General features: G+C 72.4%; 15 protein-coding genes. 10 read left to right on the top strand and 5 right to left on the bottom strand.

Annotated features, from left to right (window positions below; all coding sequences use genetic code 11):
• Positions 1-75 precede the first annotated feature (75 nt).
• A complete protein-coding gene (locus ACFWE1_RS09800) occupies positions 76-2268 on the top strand; it encodes an MMPL family transporter (protein WP_376933282.1) in 2193 nt (730 codons plus the stop codon).
• Positions 2269-2348: 80 nt separating this feature from the next.
• On the opposite strand, the gene ACFWE1_RS09805 is transcribed toward ACFWE1_RS09800, so the two are convergent.
• A complete protein-coding gene (locus tag ACFWE1_RS09805) occupies positions 2349-6119 on the bottom strand; it encodes a multifunctional oxoglutarate decarboxylase/oxoglutarate dehydrogenase thiamine pyrophosphate-binding subunit/dihydrolipoyllysine-residue succinyltransferase subunit (protein WP_376933283.1) in 3771 nt (1256 codons plus the stop codon).
• A 146-nt stretch (positions 6120-6265) separates the two neighbouring features.
• Between ACFWE1_RS09805 and ACFWE1_RS09810 the strand changes: the two genes are divergently transcribed.
• The 4 genes from ACFWE1_RS09810 (at position 6266) to ACFWE1_RS09825 (ending at position 10739) form a co-directional block, all read left to right on the top strand.
• Positions 6266-7705, top strand: coding sequence for a GuaB1 family IMP dehydrogenase-related protein (locus ACFWE1_RS09810; RefSeq protein WP_376933284.1), 1440 nt, complete (start codon positions 6266-6268; stop codon positions 7703-7705).
• A gap of 127 nt (positions 7706-7832) precedes the next feature.
• Positions 7833-9158: a hemolysin family protein gene (locus ACFWE1_RS09815; RefSeq protein WP_376933285.1), complete on the top strand. Its 1326-nt coding sequence runs from the start codon at positions 7833-7835 to the stop codon at positions 9156-9158.
• Entirely contained in the window at positions 9155-10192 is a 1038-nt protein-coding gene (locus ACFWE1_RS09820; protein ID WP_376933286.1) for a hemolysin family protein, read from the top strand. The genes ACFWE1_RS09815 and ACFWE1_RS09820 overlap by 4 nt, the downstream gene beginning before the upstream one ends.
• 112 nt (positions 10193-10304) lie before the next feature.
• Positions 10305-10739 (top strand): VOC family protein, encoded by a 435-nt coding sequence (locus tag ACFWE1_RS09825; protein WP_376933287.1) that lies wholly within the window; start codon positions 10305-10307, stop codon positions 10737-10739.
• 7 nt (positions 10740-10746) lie between these two features.
• Here ACFWE1_RS09825 and ACFWE1_RS09830 read toward each other — a convergent pair whose 3' ends face one another.
• Positions 10747-11391 (bottom strand): HAD family hydrolase, encoded by a 645-nt coding sequence (locus ACFWE1_RS09830; RefSeq protein ID WP_376933288.1) that lies wholly within the window; start codon positions 11389-11391, stop codon positions 10747-10749.
• A gap of 23 nt (positions 11392-11414) precedes the next feature.
• Here ACFWE1_RS09830 and ACFWE1_RS09835 point away from each other — a divergent pair, with 23 nt between their 5' ends.
• A complete protein-coding gene (locus ACFWE1_RS09835; protein WP_376933289.1) occupies positions 11415-12263 on the top strand; it encodes an NAD(P)H-hydrate dehydratase in 849 nt (282 codons plus the stop codon).
• Positions 12264-12299: 36 nt separating this feature from the next.
• Here the strand turns inward: ACFWE1_RS09835 and ACFWE1_RS09840 are convergent, their stop codons facing one another.
• The 3 genes from ACFWE1_RS09840 to ACFWE1_RS09850 are packed head-to-tail and all read right to left on the bottom strand — an operon-like array spanning position 12300 to position 14828.
• Complete coding sequence (locus ACFWE1_RS09840; RefSeq protein WP_376933290.1) at positions 12300-13088, bottom strand: amino acid ABC transporter ATP-binding protein; 789 nt, start codon at positions 13086-13088, stop codon at positions 12300-12302.
• A complete protein-coding gene (locus ACFWE1_RS09845) occupies positions 13085-13951 on the bottom strand; it encodes an amino acid ABC transporter permease (RefSeq protein ID WP_376933291.1) in 867 nt (288 codons plus the stop codon). The genes ACFWE1_RS09840 and ACFWE1_RS09845 overlap by 4 nt, the downstream gene beginning before the upstream one ends.
• Positions 13952-13991: 40 nt before the next feature.
• Complete coding sequence (locus ACFWE1_RS09850) at positions 13992-14828, bottom strand: ABC transporter substrate-binding protein (protein ID WP_376933292.1); 837 nt, start codon at positions 14826-14828, stop codon at positions 13992-13994.
• A 118-nt stretch (positions 14829-14946) separates the two neighbouring features.
• Between ACFWE1_RS09850 and ACFWE1_RS09855 the strand changes: the two genes are divergently transcribed.
• From ACFWE1_RS09855 to ACFWE1_RS09870, 4 genes are all read left to right on the top strand, one after another.
• Positions 14947-16209: a hypothetical protein gene (locus ACFWE1_RS09855; protein ID WP_376933293.1), complete on the top strand. Its 1263-nt coding sequence runs from the start codon at positions 14947-14949 to the stop codon at positions 16207-16209.
• Between the two features lie 9 nt (positions 16210-16218).
• On the top strand, positions 16219-16530 hold the full coding sequence (locus ACFWE1_RS09860; protein ID WP_376933294.1) for an MTH1187 family thiamine-binding protein: 312 nt from the start codon (positions 16219-16221) through the stop codon (positions 16528-16530).
• Complete coding sequence (locus ACFWE1_RS09865; RefSeq protein ID WP_376933295.1) at positions 16517-16948, top strand: hypothetical protein; 432 nt, start codon at positions 16517-16519, stop codon at positions 16946-16948. Before ACFWE1_RS09860 ends, ACFWE1_RS09865 begins: the two co-directional genes overlap by 14 nt.
• A gap of 87 nt (positions 16949-17035) precedes the next feature.
• The gene (locus tag ACFWE1_RS09870) at positions 17036-18313 is read left to right on the top strand and encodes an MFS transporter (RefSeq protein WP_376933296.1); all 1278 of its coding nucleotides are present in this window, start codon (positions 17036-17038) and stop codon (positions 18311-18313) included.
• Positions 18314-18355: the final 42 nt, after the last annotated feature.

Genomic DNA, 18355 nt, shown 5'->3' on the forward strand with positions numbered 1-18355 from the left:
ACCGAGGGGCCTGCCCGCGGCCAATCTTTCGATGGACGCGCTCCAGGGTGCGCCCGGCCTAACGTCGAGAGCATCATGAACGATGCAGAGCTTCGACCCGTCCGCTCCGGAGTGCCCCGCTGGCTCCGCGTGCTGCTGCCCGCCGTCCTGATCCTGCTGTGGACGGCGGCGTTCGGCGTCGGCGGCGCCTCCTTCGGCACCATCTCCGAGGTGCAGACGAACGACCAGACCCAGTTCCTGCCCTCGAGCGCCGAGGCGACCGAGGTGCAGTCGCTCCAGGAGGGCTTCCGCACGGGCGACGAGGTGCCCGCGATCGTCGTCTACGCGAGCGACGACGGCTCGAAGCTGGATGCCTCAGCCCTCGCCGACGTCGACGAGGTCCGCGGGCTCGTGGCCGGCGTCGACGGCGCGGGGGAGACCTCACCGGTCATCCCCTCGGAGGACGGCGCTGCGGCGCAGTTCGTCGTGCCGGTCGACTCGGGCGCCGAGGGCGGGGTCGACGAGGTCGTCGGCGAGGTGCGCGAGCTCGTCGCCGATCACGAGCTGGACGGCGTCACGAGCGCCGTCACAGGACCCGCCGGCTTCACCGCCGACCTCGTCGCCGCCTTCGCCGGCATCGACGGCCTGCTGCTCGCCGTCGCCCTCGCCGCGGTGTTCGTCATCCTCGTGATCGTCTACCGCTCGCTCCTGCTGCCGTTCATCGTGCTGTTCACGAGCCTGTCGGCGCTCTGCGCCTCGGTGTTCGCCGTCGTCTCGCTCGCGCGCAGCGGCGCGCTGCTGCTGAGCGGCCAGACCCAGGGCATCCTCTTCATCCTCGTGATCGGCGCGGCCACCGACTACGCGCTGCTCTACACCGCGCGGTACCGCGAGGCGCTCGAGTCCGCGCCCGGCAAATGGGCGGCGACGATGACGGCGCTCCGCCGCGCGTGGGAGCCGATCGTCGCCTCGGGCGGCACGGTCATCGCCGGACTCCTCATCCTGCTCTTCAGCGAGCTCAACTCGAACAAGGCGCTCGGGCCCGTCGCGGCCATCGGTATCGTCGCGGCGCTCCTCGCCGCCCTCACGCTGCTGCCGGCGCTCCTGCTCTGGGCGGGCCGGGCGGCCTTCTGGCCGCGCAAGCTGCACCGGCCGGATGCCTCGGCGCCCGGCGCTGCCGCGGAGCCCGAGCTGCCCGCCACGGGGCTCTGGGCCGGTCTCGCGCGCCTCGTCTCACGCCGGCCGCGCCTCGTCTGGGTGCTCTCCGTGCTGCTCCTCGCCGGCATGTCGCTCGGCCTGGCCCGGCTCGACGCCGACGGGGTGCCGTCGAGCGAGTTCGTGCTGGGGCACTCCGAGGCGCGCGACGGGCAGGCGCTGCTCGCCGAGCACTTCCCGGGCGGCTCCGGAGCGCCGGCGGCGATCGTCGGGCCGGAGGACGAGCTGCAGGCGATGGCCGACACCGCCCTCGCGACGGACGGCGTGGCGAGTGTCGCGGTCGTCTCGGCCGATTCGCCCTCGGGCACCGCACCCGTCACGGCCGACGGCATCGGCGCGTTCGGCCCGCCCGGCACCCCGGCGCCGGAGCCCACGGTCGTCGACGGGCGCGTGCTGCTGCAGGCGACCCTCGACGACGCCCCGGACTCCGCGGCCGCCGAGCAGACCGTGCGGGAGCTGCGCGACGCGCTCGACGACGTGTCGTCCGACGCGCTCGTCGGCGGCCCGACCGCGGTCGCCCTCGACACGAACGACGCGGCGATCGCCGACCGGACGCTCATCATCCCGCTCGTGCTCGCCGCGATCCTCCTGATCCTGATGCTCCTGCTGCGCGCGATCGTGGCGCCGCTCCTGCTCATCGCGAGCGTCGTGCTCTCGTACACGGCGGCGCTCGGCGTCTCCGCCTGGGTGTTCGAGGGGATCTTCCACTTCCCGGGCGCCGACCCGAGCGTGCCGCTGTTCGGCTTCGTGTTCCTCGTCGCCCTCGGGGTGGACTACAACATCTTCCTGATGACCCGGGTGCGCGAGGAGTCGCTTCGCTTCGGGGCGCGGGAGGGCGTGCTGCGCGGCCTCCGGCTCACGGGCGGGGTGATCACCTCGGCCGGCCTGGTGCTCGCGGCGACGTTCGCGGCGCTCGGGGTGCTGCCGATCCTCTTCCTCGCGCAGATCTCCTTCATCGTCGCGTTCGGCGTGCTGCTCGACACCTTCCTGGTGCGCACCCTGCTCGTGCCCGCCCTGGCGTACGACCTGGGCCGGTCGATCTGGTGGCCGTCGAAGCTCGCCCGCGGGGCGCGCTGAGCCTGCGCCCCCGGGCGCCGGGACGCGGAAGGGGCGCGGATGCCGAGGCATCCGCGCCTCTCCGGCGCTTCGGTCGTGAGCTACACGCTCAGTGCGCGACGCACGAGCTCGCTCTGCTCGGCGGCGTGCCGCTTCGCGGAGCCGGTCGCGGGGGAGGCCGCGGCCGCACGCGAGATGACCCGCACCTCGCGCGGCCCGAGCTTGTTCGTCTCGATGATGAAGTACGGCCAGGCGCCCTGGTTCTCCGGCTCGTCCTGCGCCCACACCAGCTCGGCGTTCGGGTAGGAGTCGGTGACCGCCTTCAGCTCGCCGGCGGGCAGCGGGTAGAGCTGCTCGAGGCGGACGAGGGCGATCTCGGGGTTGGGTGACTTCTCGAGCTCCGCCGCGAGGTCGTAGTAGAGCTTGCCCGACAGGAACACGACCCGCTTGACGGCGGCCTTGTCGGTGATGCGCGCGTCGTCGATCACCGGCTCGAAGCGGCCCTGCGTGAAGTCGGCCACCTCGCTCGTGGCCCCGCGCAGGCGCAGCATCGCCTTCGGGGTGAAGACCACGAGCGGCTTGCGCGGCCGCGCGTACGCCTGGCGGCGCAGCAGGTGGAAGTAGGACGCCGGCGTCGAGGGACGGGCGACCGTCATGTTGTTCTCGGCGCAGAGCTGGAGGTACCGCTCGATGCGGGCGCTCGAGTGGTCGGGGCCCTGGCCCTCGTAGCCGTGCGGGAGCAGGAGCACGACGCTCGAGCGCTGGCCCCACTTCTGCTCGGCCGAGGAGATGAACTCGTCGATGATGGTCTGCGCACCGTTCGCGAAGTCGCCGAACTGCGCCTCCCACGCCACGAGGGTGTCGGGGCGCTCCACCGAGTAGCCGTACTCGAAGCCCATCGCCGCGTACTCGCTGAGCAGCGAGTCGTAGACGTAGAAGCGGCCCTGGTTCTCGGCCAGGTTCATGAGCGGCAGCCACTCCTGGCCGTTCACCCGGTCGTGCATGACCGCGTGCCGCTGCACGAAGGTGCCGCGGCGCGCGTCCTGACCGGCGAGGCGCACGGGGGTGCCCTCGAGCAGGAGCGAACCGAAGGCGAGCAGCTCGCCGAAGCCCCAGTCGATCTTGCCGTTGCGGCTCATGTCGACGCGCTTCGTGAGCAGCTGCTGGATCTTCGGGTGCACGGTGAAGCCGTCGGGCTTGTTGCCGAAGGCGTCGCCGACGGCGTGCACGACCTCGAGGGCGACGCCGGTCGTCTCGAGCTCGCCGCTGGCGGGCTCGGGCTCGGCGACCGACTCGGTCGCGCCGATCACCGGGATCGCCCCGGTCTGCGCCGCGTGCGTCTCCGCGAAGGCGCGCTCGAGGCGGTCCTGGAAGTCGCGGTGCGCGTTCTCGTACTCCTCCTCGGTGATGTCGCCGCGGCCGACGAGCGCCTCCGTGTAGAGCTTGCGCACGCTGCGCTTGGCCTCGATGAGGTTGTACATGAGCGGCTGCGTCATCGAGGGGTCGTCGCCCTCGTTGTGCCCGCGCCGGCGGTAGCAGATGAGGTCGATGACGACGTCGCGCTTGAACTCCTGGCGGTAGCGGAACGCGAGCTCCGCGACTCGCACGACCGCCTCGGGGTCGTCGCCGTTCACGTGGAAGATCGGCGCCTGGATCGTCTTCGCCACGTCGGTCGAGTAGATCGACGAGCGGGCGTCGCCCGGCACGGTGGTGAAGCCGACCTGGTTGTTGATGTTCACGTGGATCGTGCCGCCCGTGCGGTAGCCGCGCAGCTGCGACATCTGCATGGTCTCGACGACCACGCCCTGGCCGGCCATCGCCGCGTCGCCGTGGACCAGGATCGGCAGGGTCGAGAAGGTGCCGATGGGCTTGCGGTCCTGCTTCGCGCGGACGATGCCCTCGAGCACGCCGTCGACGGCCTCGAGGTGCGAGGGGTTGGCAGCGAGCGAGACCGGGATCTGCTGGCCGTCGTCGGCGGTGAAGGTGCCCTCGGTGCCGAGGTGGTACTTCACGTCGCCGGAGCCCTGGCCGGCGGTCGCGCCCTCGAACTCGCGGAACACCTGGCCGTAGGTCTTGCCGGCGATGTTCGTGAGCACGTTGAGCCGGCCGCGGTGGGCCATGCCGATCGCGACCTCGTCCAGGCCGGCCTTCGCCGCGCCCTGGAGGATCTCGTCGAGCAGGGCGATCACCGACTCGCCGCCCTCGAGGCTGAAGCGCTTCTGGCCGACGTACTTCGTCTGCAGGAAGGTCTCGAACGCCTCGGCCTCGTTCAGCTTGCCGAGGATGCGCATCTGCTCGTCGTGCGTCGGCTTCTCGTAGGGCCGCTCGACCTCGTTCTGGATCCAGGCGCGCTGCACGGGGTCCTGGATGTGCATGAACTCGATGCCGATGGTGCGGCAGTAGGAGTCGCGCAGGACGCCCAGGATGTCGCGGAGCAGCGCCTTGCGCCGGTCTCCGAAGCCGCCGGTGACGAACTCGCGGTCGAGGTCCCAGAAGGTGAGGCCGTGGCTCGCGATGTCGAGGTCGGGGTGCGAGCGCTGCACGTACTCGAGCGGGTCCGTGTCGGCCATCATGTGGCCGCGCACGCGGAACGCGTTGATGAGTTCCTGCACGCGGGCGGTCTTGTCGATCGCGCTCGCGACGTCGACCGCGATGTCGGGCGCCCACTGGATGGGCTCGTACGGCAGCCGGAGGGCGGCGAAGATGCCCTCGTAGAAGCCGCGCTGGCCGATCAGCAGCTCGTGCACCTTCTTGAGGAACTCGCCCGAGCCGGCCCCCTGGATGACCCGGTGGTCGTAGGTCGAGGTGAGCGTGATCGTCTTGCCGATCGCGAGGTTCGCGAGCGTCTTCTCGCTCGCGCCCTGGAACTCGGCGGGGTACTCGAGGGCCCCGGCGCCGATGATGCAGCCCTGGCCCTTCATGAGCCGCGGCACCGAGTGCACGGTGCCGATGCCGCCGGGGTTCGTCAGGGAGATCGTGCCGCCCTGGAAGTCGTCGGCCTTCAGCTTGTTCTGGCGGGCCCGCGAGACGAGGTCCTCGTAGGCGGCGAGGTACTCGTTGAAGGTCATCGTCTCGGCGCGCTTGATGGCGGGGACGAGCAGGGCCCGGGTGCCGTCGGGCTTCGGGATGTCGATGGCGATGCCGAGGCCCACGTGGGCGGGCTTCACGAGGGAGGGCTTGCCGTCAACCTCTGCGTAGTAGACGTTCTGGCTCGGGAACTCCTTGAGCGCCTGGATCAGCGCCCAGCCGATGAGGTGGGTGAAGCTGATCTTGCCGCCCCGGGTGCGCCGCAGGTGGTTGTTGATCACGATGCGGTTGTCGATCATGAGCTTCGCCGGGACGGTGCGCACGCTCGTCGCGGTGGGAACGGTGAGCGAGGCGTCCATGTTGGCCGCGAGGGTCTTCGGCATGCCCTTGAGGGTCACGACCTCGTCTTCCCGCTCGGAGGCGACGACGGGCTGCGGGCTCGTGACGGGCACGTCGGCCGGGACCGGCTCGGAGCGCGGCGCCCGGGAGGTGGTGCGCGCCGCCGGGGTCTGCCCGATGACGGGCGTCGGCGTGGTCGGCGTGGGCACGGCGCCGTTCGCCGAGCCGTTCGCGGAACCGTTGGCTGGTTGCGGAGCCGCCGGTGCGGCTTGCGCGGCCGGCGCCGGCGGTGCGGCGGAGGCCTCGGCCGCGGGGGCCGGGGCGGCGGCGGCGCTCTCGGCCGTCTTCGAGCGGTGGTAGTGCTCCAGCACCGGCCGCCAGGTCTCGTCGACGGAATCAGGGTCGGCGAGGTACTTCTCGTACATCTCGTCGACGAGCCATTCGTTGGCTCCGAACTCGCCCGACGCCGTCTCTTCGGCACCCGCCCCGGTCAATTGGCTCGACACAGCCTCTCGCCCACTCTCTCCGTTGATGAAAGGATTCCGCGGAGATCGGACCGGCCGCGCTCGCGACCGCGCCCCGATCACCCACCCAAGCCTAAACCCGTTGCGACCCGGCCGAGGACCCCGCGCCTGGCAGTACCGTGGGAGCCATGGAGTTCTACCGCACGGCGCCGACGCACGACCTGACGTACTCCGACGTCTTCCTCGTCCCGAGCCGCTCCGGAGTGCCGAGCCGGCTCGACGTCTCGCTCGCCCCCGACGACGGATCGGGCGGCTCGATCCCCATCGTCTCGGCGAACATGAACTCCATCACGGGTCCGCGCCTCGCCGCGACGCTCGCCCGCCGCGGCGGCATCGGCGTGCTCCCGCAGGATCTGCACCTGCAGGACCTTGCAGAATCCATCCGCTGGGTCAAGGCCCAATCGGCGAGCTTCGACATCCCGCACCGCTTCTCGCCGGACCAGACCGTCGCCGACGCCCTCGTGGCCCTGCCTGCCGCCGCCGGCCACGGCCTCGTGCTCGAGGACGAGCAGGGCGAGTTCCGCGGCTGCATCCCGGCCGAACGCCTCGCGACGGCGCTCCCCGACGCTCGGCTCGGCGACCTCGTGCACGGCGGCAGCGCGGCGCTCGACGCCGAGGACGTCGGCACGGCGCGCCGCGCCTTCGACCTCATGGTGGAGGCCGAGCTCGACTTCGCGCCCGTGCTCCGGCACGGCAAGGTGGTCGGCACGCTCAGCCGGCGCAGCGCGCTCCGCGGCACGATCTACGACGCGAACGTGGACGGCGACGGCCGGCTCCGCGTCGCGGCGGCGGTCGGCATCAACGGCGACGTCGAGGCCAAGGCCCGCGCGCTCGCCGCGGCCGGCGTCGACATGCTCGTGCTCGACACGGCCCACGGCCACCAGGAGGGCATGGTCGACGCGGTGCGCCGCGTGCGCGATCTCGAGCTGGGGCTGCCGATCGTCGCGGGCAACGTCGTGACCGAGCAGGCGGTCGGCGATCTCGTCGAGGCGGGCGCCGACGTGCTGAAGGTCGGGGTCGGTCCGGGGGCGATGTGCACGACGCGCATGATGACCGCCGTCGGCCGCCCGCAGTTCTCCGCCGTGCTGGAGACCGCCGAGGCGGCGGCGAGCCTCGGGGCGAAGGTCTGGGCCGACGGCGGCGTGCGCTACCCGCGCGACGTCGCGCTCGCGCTCGCCGCGGGGGCGGCCTCGGTGATGATCGGCTCCTGGTTCGCCGGCACGATCGAGGCGCCCGGCGTGCTGCGGACCGACGCCGACGGTCGGCTCTACAAGGAGAGCTGGGGGATGGCCTCCACCAAGGCCGTGCGCGAGCGCTTCGACCGCCTCTCGCCCTACGAGCTCGCCCGCAAGGAGCTCTTCGCCGAGGGCATCTCCTCCTCGGCGATCTACCTCGACCCGCTCCGGCCCTCGCTCGAGGACCTGCTCGACATGATCACCTCCGGCGTGCGCAGCTCCTTCACCTACGCGGGCGCGCGTTCGCTCGCCGAGTTCCGCGACCGTGCGCTCGTCGGCATCCAGTCCGCGGCGGGCTACGAGGAGGGCAAGGCGCTGCCGGTCAGCTGGTGACGGATGCGGCGGCTTCCCAGTCTCGGAGCGGGACGCCGCCGATATACTGGCCGCACCATGGACGAACCTCCTTCTGCGACTCCGCCCGGCCATAGACCCTCGCCCGTGACGCGTCGGGGAGGTGCCCGTGTCTGAGTGGATCCTGCTCGGTATCGGTGTGCTTCTCACGATCGGCACGGGCTTGTTCGTTGCGAGCGAGTTCGCGCTCGTCAACCTCGATCGCGCCGACCTCGAGGCGCGTCGCGCCAGGGGCGAGACCCGCTTGGGCCTCACCATCCAGGCGCTGAAGATCACCTCCACCCACCTCTCGAGCGCCCAGCTCGGCATCACGCTGACGACGCTGCTCACCGGCTACACGATGGAGCCCGCGATCTCCTCGCTGCTGGCGGGGCCGCTCACCGCGATCGGGCTCCCGGAGGAGCTCGTGCGGCCCGTCGGGGCGACGACGGCCGTCGTCATCGCGACGCTGCTGTCGATGCTCGTCGGCGAGCTCGTGCCGAAGAACTTCGCGCTCGCGCTCCCGCTCGCGACGGCGAAGCTCGTCATCCCGTTCCAGACCGCCTTCACCTGGGTCTTCCGGCCCGCGATCGCGGTGCTGAACGGCAGCGCGAACGCCGTCATCCGCTCCTTCGGCATCGAGCCGAAGGAGGAACTGTCGGGTGCTCGCTCCGCCGAGGAGCTGAGCTCGCTCGTGCGCCGCTCCGCGAGCGCCGGGGTGCTCGAGCAGGACACGGCGACGCTGCTCGGCCGAACGCTGCGCTTCTCGGGCCACGACGCCTCCGACGTGATGACGCCGCGCCCGCGGCTCGCCGCGGTGCAGCGCCTGGAACCGGCCGAGGCCGTCATCGAGCTGGCCCGCCAGACCGGCTACTCGCGCTTCCCGGTGTACGACGAGAACCTCGACGACATCGTCGGCGTCGTGCACGTGAAGCAGGCGGTGGCCGTGCCGCGGGAGCGCCGCGGCGAGGTGCCGACCTCGGCGCTGCAGTCCGACGCGCTCCGCGTGCCGGAGACCATGAAGCTCGACTCGCTCCTCGGCGAGCTGCGGGCTCGCGGCTTCCAGATGGCGGTGATCGTCGACGAGTACGGCGGCACCGCCGGGGTCGCGACGCTCGAGGACCTCGTGGAGGAGCTCGTCGGCGAGGTCGCCGACGAGCACGACCGCACGCGCGCGGGCATCGTGCGCCGCGGCGACGAGATCAGCTTCCCCGGCATCCTGCGCCCCGACGAGCTCGAGGAGCGCACCGGCATCCGCGTTCCCGAGAACGGCGACTACGAGACCGTGGCCGGCTTCATCACCGCCTCGCTCGGGCGGCTGCCCGTCGTCGGCGACGAGGTCGAGATCGACGAGGGCCGGCTCGAGGTGCGCCGGCTCGACGGCCGCCGGGTCGACCGGGTGAGGTTCATCCCGACCCCGCTCCCGACGGCCGATGAGGAAGGGGGCGAGCGATGAGCGACTGGGCCGGACTCGCCTGGCTGTTCGTGCTGCTGCTCGCGAACGCCTTCTTCGTGGGCGCCGAATTCGCCGTCATCTCGGCGCGGCGCTCGCAGATCGAACCGCTCGCCGAACAGGGCAAGCGCAGCGCCAAGACCGCCCTCTGGGCGATGGAGCACGCGACGCTCATGCTCGCGATGAGCCAGTTGGGCATCACGATCTGCTCGCTGCTGATCCTGAACGTCTCGGAGCCGGCGATCCACCACCTGCTCGAGATCCCGTTGGCCCTCACCGGCTGGAGCGAAGAGGTGATCGGCACGGTCGCGTTCATCATCACGCTCGTGCTCGTGAGCTACCTGCACGTGGTGTTCGGCGAGATGGTGCCGAAGAACCTCTCGTTCTCGGTGCCCGACCGCGCGGTGCTGCTGCTCGCCCCGCCGCTCGTGTTCATCGCGCGCCTGCTGAAGTTCGCGATCGTGGCGCTGAACGCGACGGCGAACGGGGTGCTGCGGCTCTTCGGCGTCGAGCCGAAGAACGAGGCGAACTCGACGTTCACGCTCGACGAGGTGCAGACCATCGTCGACCAGTCCCGCCGCGAGGGGGTGCTGGACGACGCGAGCGGCACGCTGAGCGCGGCGTTCGAGTTCACGACGAAGCGCGTCTCCGACGTCGCCGTGCCGATGGACTCGCTCGTCAGCCTGCCGCCGGGGGCCACCCCGCGCGACGTCGAGCGCGCGGTCGCCAAGCACGGCTTCTCGCGCTACGTCATCCTCGGCGAGGACGGCGAGCCCGACGGCTACGTGCACCTGAAGGACGTCATCGACCTCGACGACGGCGAGTTCGACGACCCGCTGCCCGCGAAGCGGGTGCGCAGGCTCGTGTCGGTCTTCGACGGCACCGAGGTCGAGGATGCGCTGTCGACGATGCGCCGGCTCGGCACGCACGTCGCCCGCGCCTTCGACCGCGAGGGCGCGACGACGGGCGTGGTGTTCCTCGAGGACATCATCGAGGAGCTCGTCGGCGAGGTGCACGACGCGACCAGGCGGGGCTGACGCCACCGCGATCGAAGGGCGGTCCCGCGCAGGCGGGGCCGCCCTTCCGCGTCAGCGGCGGCTGCGGATTCTGGCGTAGACTGAGCGCGACCCGAGGAATCGAGGTTCACTCATGTTCGAGACGATCCTGGCGACGGCGGTCCTGCCGGCGCACGACCTCGACCGCGCGAGGCAGTGGTGGGCGCAGGTGCTCGGCCGCGAGCCCATCGGCGGTGAGCCGGAGGGCGAGACGCTGTTCTACGAGATCGGCGGCCTGCCCGTCATGGTGTACCGCACCGGCTTCGCCGGCACCGCGCAGAGTACCGCCTTCAACCTGCTCACCGACGACCTCGACCGTGACATGGCGACCCTCCGCGCAGCGGGCGTGACCTTCCACGAGTACGACCTCCCGGGCCTCAGCACGGTCGACGGCGTCGCCGAGCTCGGCGACGAGCGTGCGGCCTGGTTCAGCGACAGCGAGGGCAACATCTTCTCGCTGAGCCAGCCGGCGGAGGAGTCGGCGGCGCTCGTCGAGCGGCTGCGCGCCCGGAACACGGCCGCCGGCTGACCCGGGGTCAGGCCGCGCGCTCGCGGAGCCAGCGCTCGAGGCCCGCGGCGTCGGTGAAGACGTGCCCGTCCCCGCCGACCGCCCGGGCGCCTGCGACGTTCTCGGCACGGTTGTCGACGAAGAGGAACTCCTCGGGCGCGATGCCCAGCTCGGCGATGACGTGCTCGTAGATGTCGGCGTTCGGCTTCACGAGCCCGAGCTCGCCGCTCACGAAGACCCGCTCGAACAGCGGGCCGAAGGAGCCGTGCCGCAACCAGCCCGAGAAGTCGGCGCCCGCGTTCGACAGCAGCGCCAGGCGCGTGCCGCCCGCCTGCAGCGCATGGAGCACCGTGAGCGTGCCCGGGTCGACGCTGAGCCAGCCGCGGTGATCGATCGACCACAGCTCGTGCACGTCGATCGGGGAGAACTCGGTGCCGAGGCCCGCGGCGACCGCCGACCAGTAGCCGGCGATGGAGACGGTGCCCTGGTCGAGGCCCTCGCGGTGCGCCCAGTACTCGCGCCAGAACGCGGCCTCCTGCTCGGGGGCGATGCGAGCCCGGGCGACGAGGGCGGCGCGGTCGGCGGGCGCGGGCGAGCGGGAGATCACCTCGCCGTAGTCGAACACGACGACGGCGGGGGAGAGGGCGATGGGGGCGAGGGCTGTCGGAGTCATCCCGGCCAACCTATCGTTGGAGCATGAGCGCTGGCGGATGGCAGGAATGGCAGGCCGGGGACGCGGCGGAGTGGCTGCGGCCGCCCACGGCGGACGACGACAAGTACTCCCGCGGCGTGCTCGGCGTCGTCACCGGCTCCCACGAGTACCCCGGGGCGGCGCTGCTCGGGGTCGAGGCGGCCACGCGCAGCGGGGTCGGCATGGTGCGCTACACGGGGCCGCGCCCCGTGCGGGCGCTCGTGCTGGCGCGCGCACCCGAGGCGGTCACGACCTCGGGCCGGGTGCAGGCCTGGCTGCTCGGTTCGGGCATGGATCCCTCGCGCCGCTCCTTCGTGCTCATCGGCGAGCTCGAGCACGCGCTCGCCTCCGGCGTGCCGGTCGTGCTCGACGCGGGCGCCCTCGACCTCGTCGGCGCGCACTCGGCGCCGACCGTCATCACCCCGCACGCTCGTGAGCTCGCCACCCTGCTCGCCGATCGGGAGGTGCGCACGAGCGTCGAGGAGGTGCGCCGTGACCCCGCCGTGTGGGCGGCGCGCGCCGCGCGCGAGATCGGCGTCGTCGTCCTGCTGAAGGGCGCGGTGACGCACATCGCCGATCCGGACGGCGCGGCGATCGCCGTCACCGCGCCGACGCATCGGCTCGCCACCGCCGGCTCGGGCGACGTGCTGGGCGGCATCCTCGGCGCGCTCGTCGCCGGCTCCCACGAGCGGCTCGCGAGCGACGCGCACGCGCTCGCGCCGATCGCCGCGACCGCGGTGCTGGTGCACGGGCTCGCGGCCGAGCGCGCCGTCGCCGCGGTCGACGGCGGCCCGATCGTCGCCTCCGACATCACCGCGCAGGTGCAGCGGGTGCTGGGGCAGCTCGCGGGCTGAGCGCCGCGCCGAACCGTCGTCGGGAGCCGCCGCGCGTCAGCCGGGCAGCACGCGGGCGAGGAACTCGCGGGTGCGCTCCTCGCGCGGAGCGGCGAAGAACTCCCGCGACGGCCCCTGCTCCACGATGCGGCCGCCGTCGAGGAACACCACCCGGTCGGCGACGTCGCGTGCGAACGCCATCTCGTGCGTCGCCATCAGGATGGTCGTGCCGCCGTCGGCCAGGGAGCGGACGAGCGCGAGCACCTCGCCGACGAGCTCGGGGTCGAGGGCGCTCGTCACCTCGTCGAGCAGGAGCAGCTCGGGACCGGTCGCGATGGCCCGCACGATCGCGACGCGCTGCTGCTGCCCGCCCGAGAGTCGGTCGGGGTAGGCCCGGGCGAAGTCGGCCAGGCCGATCGAGGCGAGCAGCTCCTGCCCGCGACGCTCGGCGTCGGCCTTCGGCGTGCGGTGCACCAGGCGCGAGGCGAGCGTCACGTTGTCGAGCACGCTCAGGTGCGGGAACAGGTTGTAGTGCTGGAAGACGGCCCCGATCCGCGCGCGGACCGTGTCGGCATCCACCCGCGGATCGCTGATGTCGCGACCCGCGAGCCGGATGACGCCGTCGTCGATGGGCTCGAGGAGGTTCGCGGTGCGCAGCAGCGTCGACTTGCCCGAGCCGGAGGCGCCGATGAGGGCGACGACCTCGTGCGCGCGCACCTCGAGGTCGACCCCGTCGAGGACGACGTGCTCGCCGTACGCGCGGCGGACGCCCGTGAGGGCGAGCACCGGCTCCCGCTCGCCCGTGGCCCCGGCGGGCGGCTGCGCCTCGGCGGCTGCGCGGCTCATACGATGCTCCCGATCTGCTCGCGCCCCCGCATCCGCGCCGTCACCCAGTCGGTGAGCCGGACCATCGGCAGTGCGAGGAGGACGAACAGCAGCCCGGCGACGACGTAGGGCGTGAAGTTGAAGTAGTGCGCCGTCTCGATCTGCGCCGCCCGCACGGCGTCGACCGCGCCGAGCACCGAGATCAGCCCGACGTCCTTCTGCATCGCGACGAAGTCGTTCATGAGCGCCGGGGTCACCTTGCGGATCGCCTGCGGCAGCACGACCCGGCGCATCGTCTGCGCGTGGCTCAGGCCGAGCGAGCGCGCGGCGAGCCGCTGCGAGGGATGCACCGCCTCGATGCCGGCCCGGAAGACCTCGGCGACGTACGCCGAGTACACGAGGATGATCGCGATCGTGCCCCAGACCGCGACCGGCAGCCGCGGGAAGAACTCGAGCGCCGGCACCCCGTAGCCGACGAGGTAGAGCACGATGAGCAGCGGCACCCCGCGGAACAGGTCGGTGTAGCCGGCCGCGATCGCCCGCAGCGGGAAGAACACCGGGCCGCGGAGGGTGCGCAGGGTCGCCAGGGTGATCGCGACGAGCAGCACGCCGATCGCCGCGAAGACGAGCACCTGGAGGTTGAGCAGCAGCCCCTCGGCGATGCGCGGGAGGGAGGCGATCGCCACCTGGGGGTCGAAGAACGTCTCCGCGACCCGCGCCCAGCCCGGCGAGCCCAGCACCGCCCAGGCGAGCAGCCCGGCGAAGACGAGCGTGCTCAGCGCGCTCACGAGCACCGATCGCCAGGTCTGCCGACGACGGAACGCCCGGCGGCCGAGCTCGAGTTCGCTCGGCCGCCAGGCGCCGTCGGAGGATGCTGCGCTCATGCGTCCGCCGGAGCGGAACCGGCCGGAGCGGCCACGCGGGTCACTTGAGGACGGGCGCCGTGTCGTCGCCGCCGAGCCACTTCGCCGCGAGCTCGTCGAGCGTGCCGTTCTCGCGCAGTGCATCGACCGCGGCGGTGACCTTCTCGGTGAGCGGGGAGTCCTTCGCGAGCACGAGGCCGAACTGGTCGCCGCCGCCCGTCGACGGCAGCTGGCCGATGATCTTGCCGCCGTCGAGCTCCGCGCCCGTCAGGTAGAACGCGGTCGGCAGATCGACGACGATCGCGTCGACGGTGCCGCTCTGCAGCGCGAGCTTCGCGTCGTCGTTCGTGTTGAAGATCTGCGCACCGCCGTCGGGGGCGATCGTCTGCTCGACCGCGTCGAGGCTCGTCGTGCCGGTCTGGGCGCCGATCTTGAACGGCTTCAGCTCGGCGATCGTGGTCGCGCCGGCCGCGGGCGAGGCGTCGACCGTGACGACCACCTGCGTGGTCTCGTAGTACGGCGAGGAGAAGTCGACGGCCTGCTTGCGCTCGTCGGTGATGGAGAACTGCTGGAGGTTGAAGTCGAAGTCCTTCGGCCCCGGTGCGATGGCCTGCTCGAAGGTGGAGCGCACCCAGACGACGTCGTCCTTCGCGAAGCCGAGCTCGTCGGCGACCGCGTAGGCGACGGCCGATTCGAAGCCCTCGCCGGACTCGGGGGCGTCGTCGATCACCCAGGGGAAGTACGCGGGCTGGCCCGTGCCGATCGTGAGCTTGCCGTCGGTCACGTAGCCCTCGGCGCTCGGGCCGGCGGCCTGGCCGTCACCGCCCGCGGTGCAGCCGGCGAGGGCGAGGGCCGCTGCGGCGGCGAGGGCGACGGCAGTGAGCGTGCGACGGGTCATGGCGGGGCCTTCCGATCGGGATGACTCCAGCTTGGCCGAACTCGGCGCAATCCGCAGCCCGCATGGCGTCGTATGACGGCCGCGCACGGCTAGGCTCTGAGCCATGCCGGATCGGGGGATGGGGGATCGTCGATCGAGCCGCGGCATCCGCCGTCTCCTCGCCGGCCGGGGCGCGATCTGGATCGCCTTCGCGCTCGTCCACGCCGCGCTCGTCGCGCTCAACCTCTTCGCGCCGGGACTGCCGCTCGGCGACGTGACCGGGGTGTACCGGATCTGGGCCGAGAACGCGGCGCACGGCTACGCGCGGATGGGCATCGACCTGCCGTGGGTGTACCCGATCCTCGCCTTCGCGCCGATGGCGGCGTCCCTCGCGTTCGGCGGCGAGTGGTTCGGCGAGACGTGGCTCGCCCTCGTCACCGTGCTGAACGGGATCACCCTCTCGGTGCTGCTCGGGCGGGCGACGTTCTCCAGGCACCGCCGGCTCGCCGCGTGGTGGTGGCTCGGCTTCCTCGCGCTGCTCGGACCCATCGCGCTCGGGCGGATCGACGCCGTCACGGTGCCCTTCGCGATGCTCGGGCTGCTCTGGGCCGCCGGCCGACCCCGCGTCGCCGCCGTGCTGCTCACGATCGGCGCCTGGATCAAGGTCTGGCCGGCCGCGCTCGTCGCCGCCCTCGTCGTCGCGCTCCGCCGCAGGGCCGAGGTCGTCATGATCGCGCTCGCGCTGAGCTTCGGCATCCTGGCGGTGAGCGTCGTCGCCGGAGCGGGCGTCAACGCGATCGGCTTCATCGGCGAGCAGGCGGGCCGCGGGCTCCAGGTCGAGGCGCCGCTCGCGGTGCCCTGGCTGTGGGCGATCGTCGCGGGCGCCTCCGGGGTGCACATCGCGTACGACCGCGAGATCCTGACCTACCAGGTGTACGGACCCGGCGTCGAGACCGCCGCCTGGCTCACCACGCCGCTGCTCGCCGTCGGCGTCGCGGCCGTGCTCGCGGTCGGCATCCGCGCGGCGCGACGTGGCGCTCCGCTCGGCCGGCTGCTGCCGCCGCTCGCGCTCGCCTTCGTCGTCGTGCTGCTACTCGGCAACAAGGTCGGCTCGCCGCAGTTCGTCACCTGGCTCGCCGCCCCGGTCGTGCTGGGCCTCGTGCTGCGCCCGGCGCGCTTCGCGGTGCCCGCGCTGCTCGCGGCCGGCGCGGCGCTGCTCACCCACGTCATCTACCCGTACTGGTACGGCTGGCTGCTCGTCGCCGACCCCGCCTTCGTGCTGCTGCTGACGGGCAAGGTCGCGCTGCTCGCGCTGCTGCTCGCGTGGGCGCTGCGACGGCTGTGGCAGGCTGGAAGCCGGGCCGCGCTCCCGGCGCACGAGCTCGCCTCGCGGCCCGGCTAGGAGGACCCCATGCTGGTGGCATTCTCAGTCGCGCCGAGCGGCACGGGACGGAGCGACGGATCGGTGCACGACGCCGTCGCGGCGGCGGTGAGGGTCGTGCGGGAGTCCGGGCTGCCGAACCGCACCACCTCGATGTTCACCGAGATCGAGGGGGAGTGGGACGAGGTCTTCGACGTGGTCCGGCGGGCGACCGAAGCGGTCGGCGCGTACGGCTCGCGCGTCTCGCTCGTGCTGAAGGCCGACATCCGCCCGGGCTACGCCGGCGAGCTCGACGCGAAGGTCGAGCGGCTGGAGCAGGCGATCGACGATGAGCGGGCCTGAACCCGAGTCCGACCTCGACTTCGATTTCGGCGCGGAAGCGAACGCACTGCTCGACGCTCTGGACGCCGCCCTTCATGAGGAAGGCTGGGCCGCGCACTACTCGACTCGACGAGGGCTCAGCACATGGTTCGACGTCGCGCGGCAGCGTTGGGCGGGCTCCGACACCGTCGACGACTACACCAATGACCTGTGTGCTCGGGATGCGCTCGAGCTTGCCCTCGAACGGACCACCGGTGCGTTGCACGAGCGCCTCGCCGCGCTCGTCGAGCATGCCGACCGAGAGTTCCTCGCCTCCACAGAGCCGGATTCCGCGACGTTGCTGGGGAGGTACTTCCGAGTGGACTCGCGGTCCGGCTGGTGGTGGCGCCGCATCCCCTCGACCGGAGGAGTCAGCGAGCAGCTTCGCGCCGAACGGTGAGTCCAGTCGGCGCTGTCGCGCGGGCGCACGACGGCGGATGACGCCATCCGCTTGTCGAATCGATTCGAGGCGTGACAGAATCGCCGAGTGATCCCCGACTCCTCCGGGCCGACGACGCTGTCGCCGGCCCGTCTTCGTTTCGCGCTGCTGGCGCTCGCCCTCGGCGGCTTCGGCATCGGCGCCACCGAGTTCGTCGCGATGGGCCTGCTGCCCGACATCGCGGGCGATCTGCTGCCGAGCCTCGCCACCACTTCGCCCGACGAGGCGAACGCGCAGGCCGGCTGGCTCATCTCGGCGTACGCGCTCGGCGTCGTCGTCGGGGCGCCCACCATCGCCGCGGCGGCGGCGAAGTGGCCGCGCAAGCGGTTGCTGCTCGCCCTCGCCGCCTGGTTCGCCCTCGGCACGCTCGCCTCGGCCCTGCTGCCGAGCTTCGGCCTCGTGCTCGTCGCCCGCTTCGTCGCCGCCCTGCCGCACGGGGCGTACTTCGGCATCGCCTCGCTCGTCGCGGCGAGCCTGATGGGGCCGGGCAAGCGCGCCCGCGGCGTCGCGCTCGTGCTCTCCGGGCTCACCATCGCAAACGTCGTCGGCGTGCCGAGCATCACCTGGCTCGGCCAGCTCGCGGGCTGGCGCGTCGCCTACCTCGCCGTCGCCGTGATCTTCGTGCTCACCTTCCTCGCGATCGCGGCGGCCGTGCCGTGGCAGGCGGGCGACCCGGCGGCGAGCATCCGCCGCGAGCTCGGCGCCTTCCGCCGCTCGCAGGTCTGGTTCGCGATCGCGATCGGCGCGATCGGCTTCGGCGGCTTCTTCGCGATGTACAGCTACATCGCGCCGCTCGCCACCGAGGTGACGGGGCTCGAGGCCGCCTTCGTGCCCTTCGTGCTCGTCGCGACCGGCCTCGGCATGACCGTCGGCAACCTCATCGGCGGCCGGCTCGCCGACTGGAGCGTGCGCCGCACGATGTACCTGTTCTTCGTCGCCCTCGCGGCGGCACTGCTGCTGCTCGCCCTCACGGCGAGCCATCCGCTCGGCCTCTTCGGCGGGGTCTTCCTCGTGGGCGTCACGTCCTCGGCGCTCGCGCCGACGATCCAGACCCGCCTCATGGACGTCGCCCGCGACAGCCAGTCGATCGCCGCCGCGCTGAACCACTCGGCGCTGAACGTCGGCAACAGCATGGGGGCCGTGCTCGGCGGCCTCGTCATCGCCGGCGGCCTCGGCTACCTCGCCCCGATCTGGGTCGGCTTCGCGCTGACGCTCGCGGGCATCGGGCTCGCGTTCGCGAGCTTCGCGCTCGACCGCCGGCGGATCGGCCGCGGCGTCGACGTGCCGTACGCGACCGGAGCGGTCGCGGCGGCCGAACGGGACTGAAGCGGCGGGCGCGCGCCGGGCGCTCGCCCCTCGGGCGGTCCC

Origin of the sequence: Agromyces sp. NPDC060279, from assembly GCF_042726785.1 — a bacterium.
Classification (GTDB): Bacteria; Actinomycetota; Actinomycetes; order Actinomycetales; family Microbacteriaceae; genus Agromyces.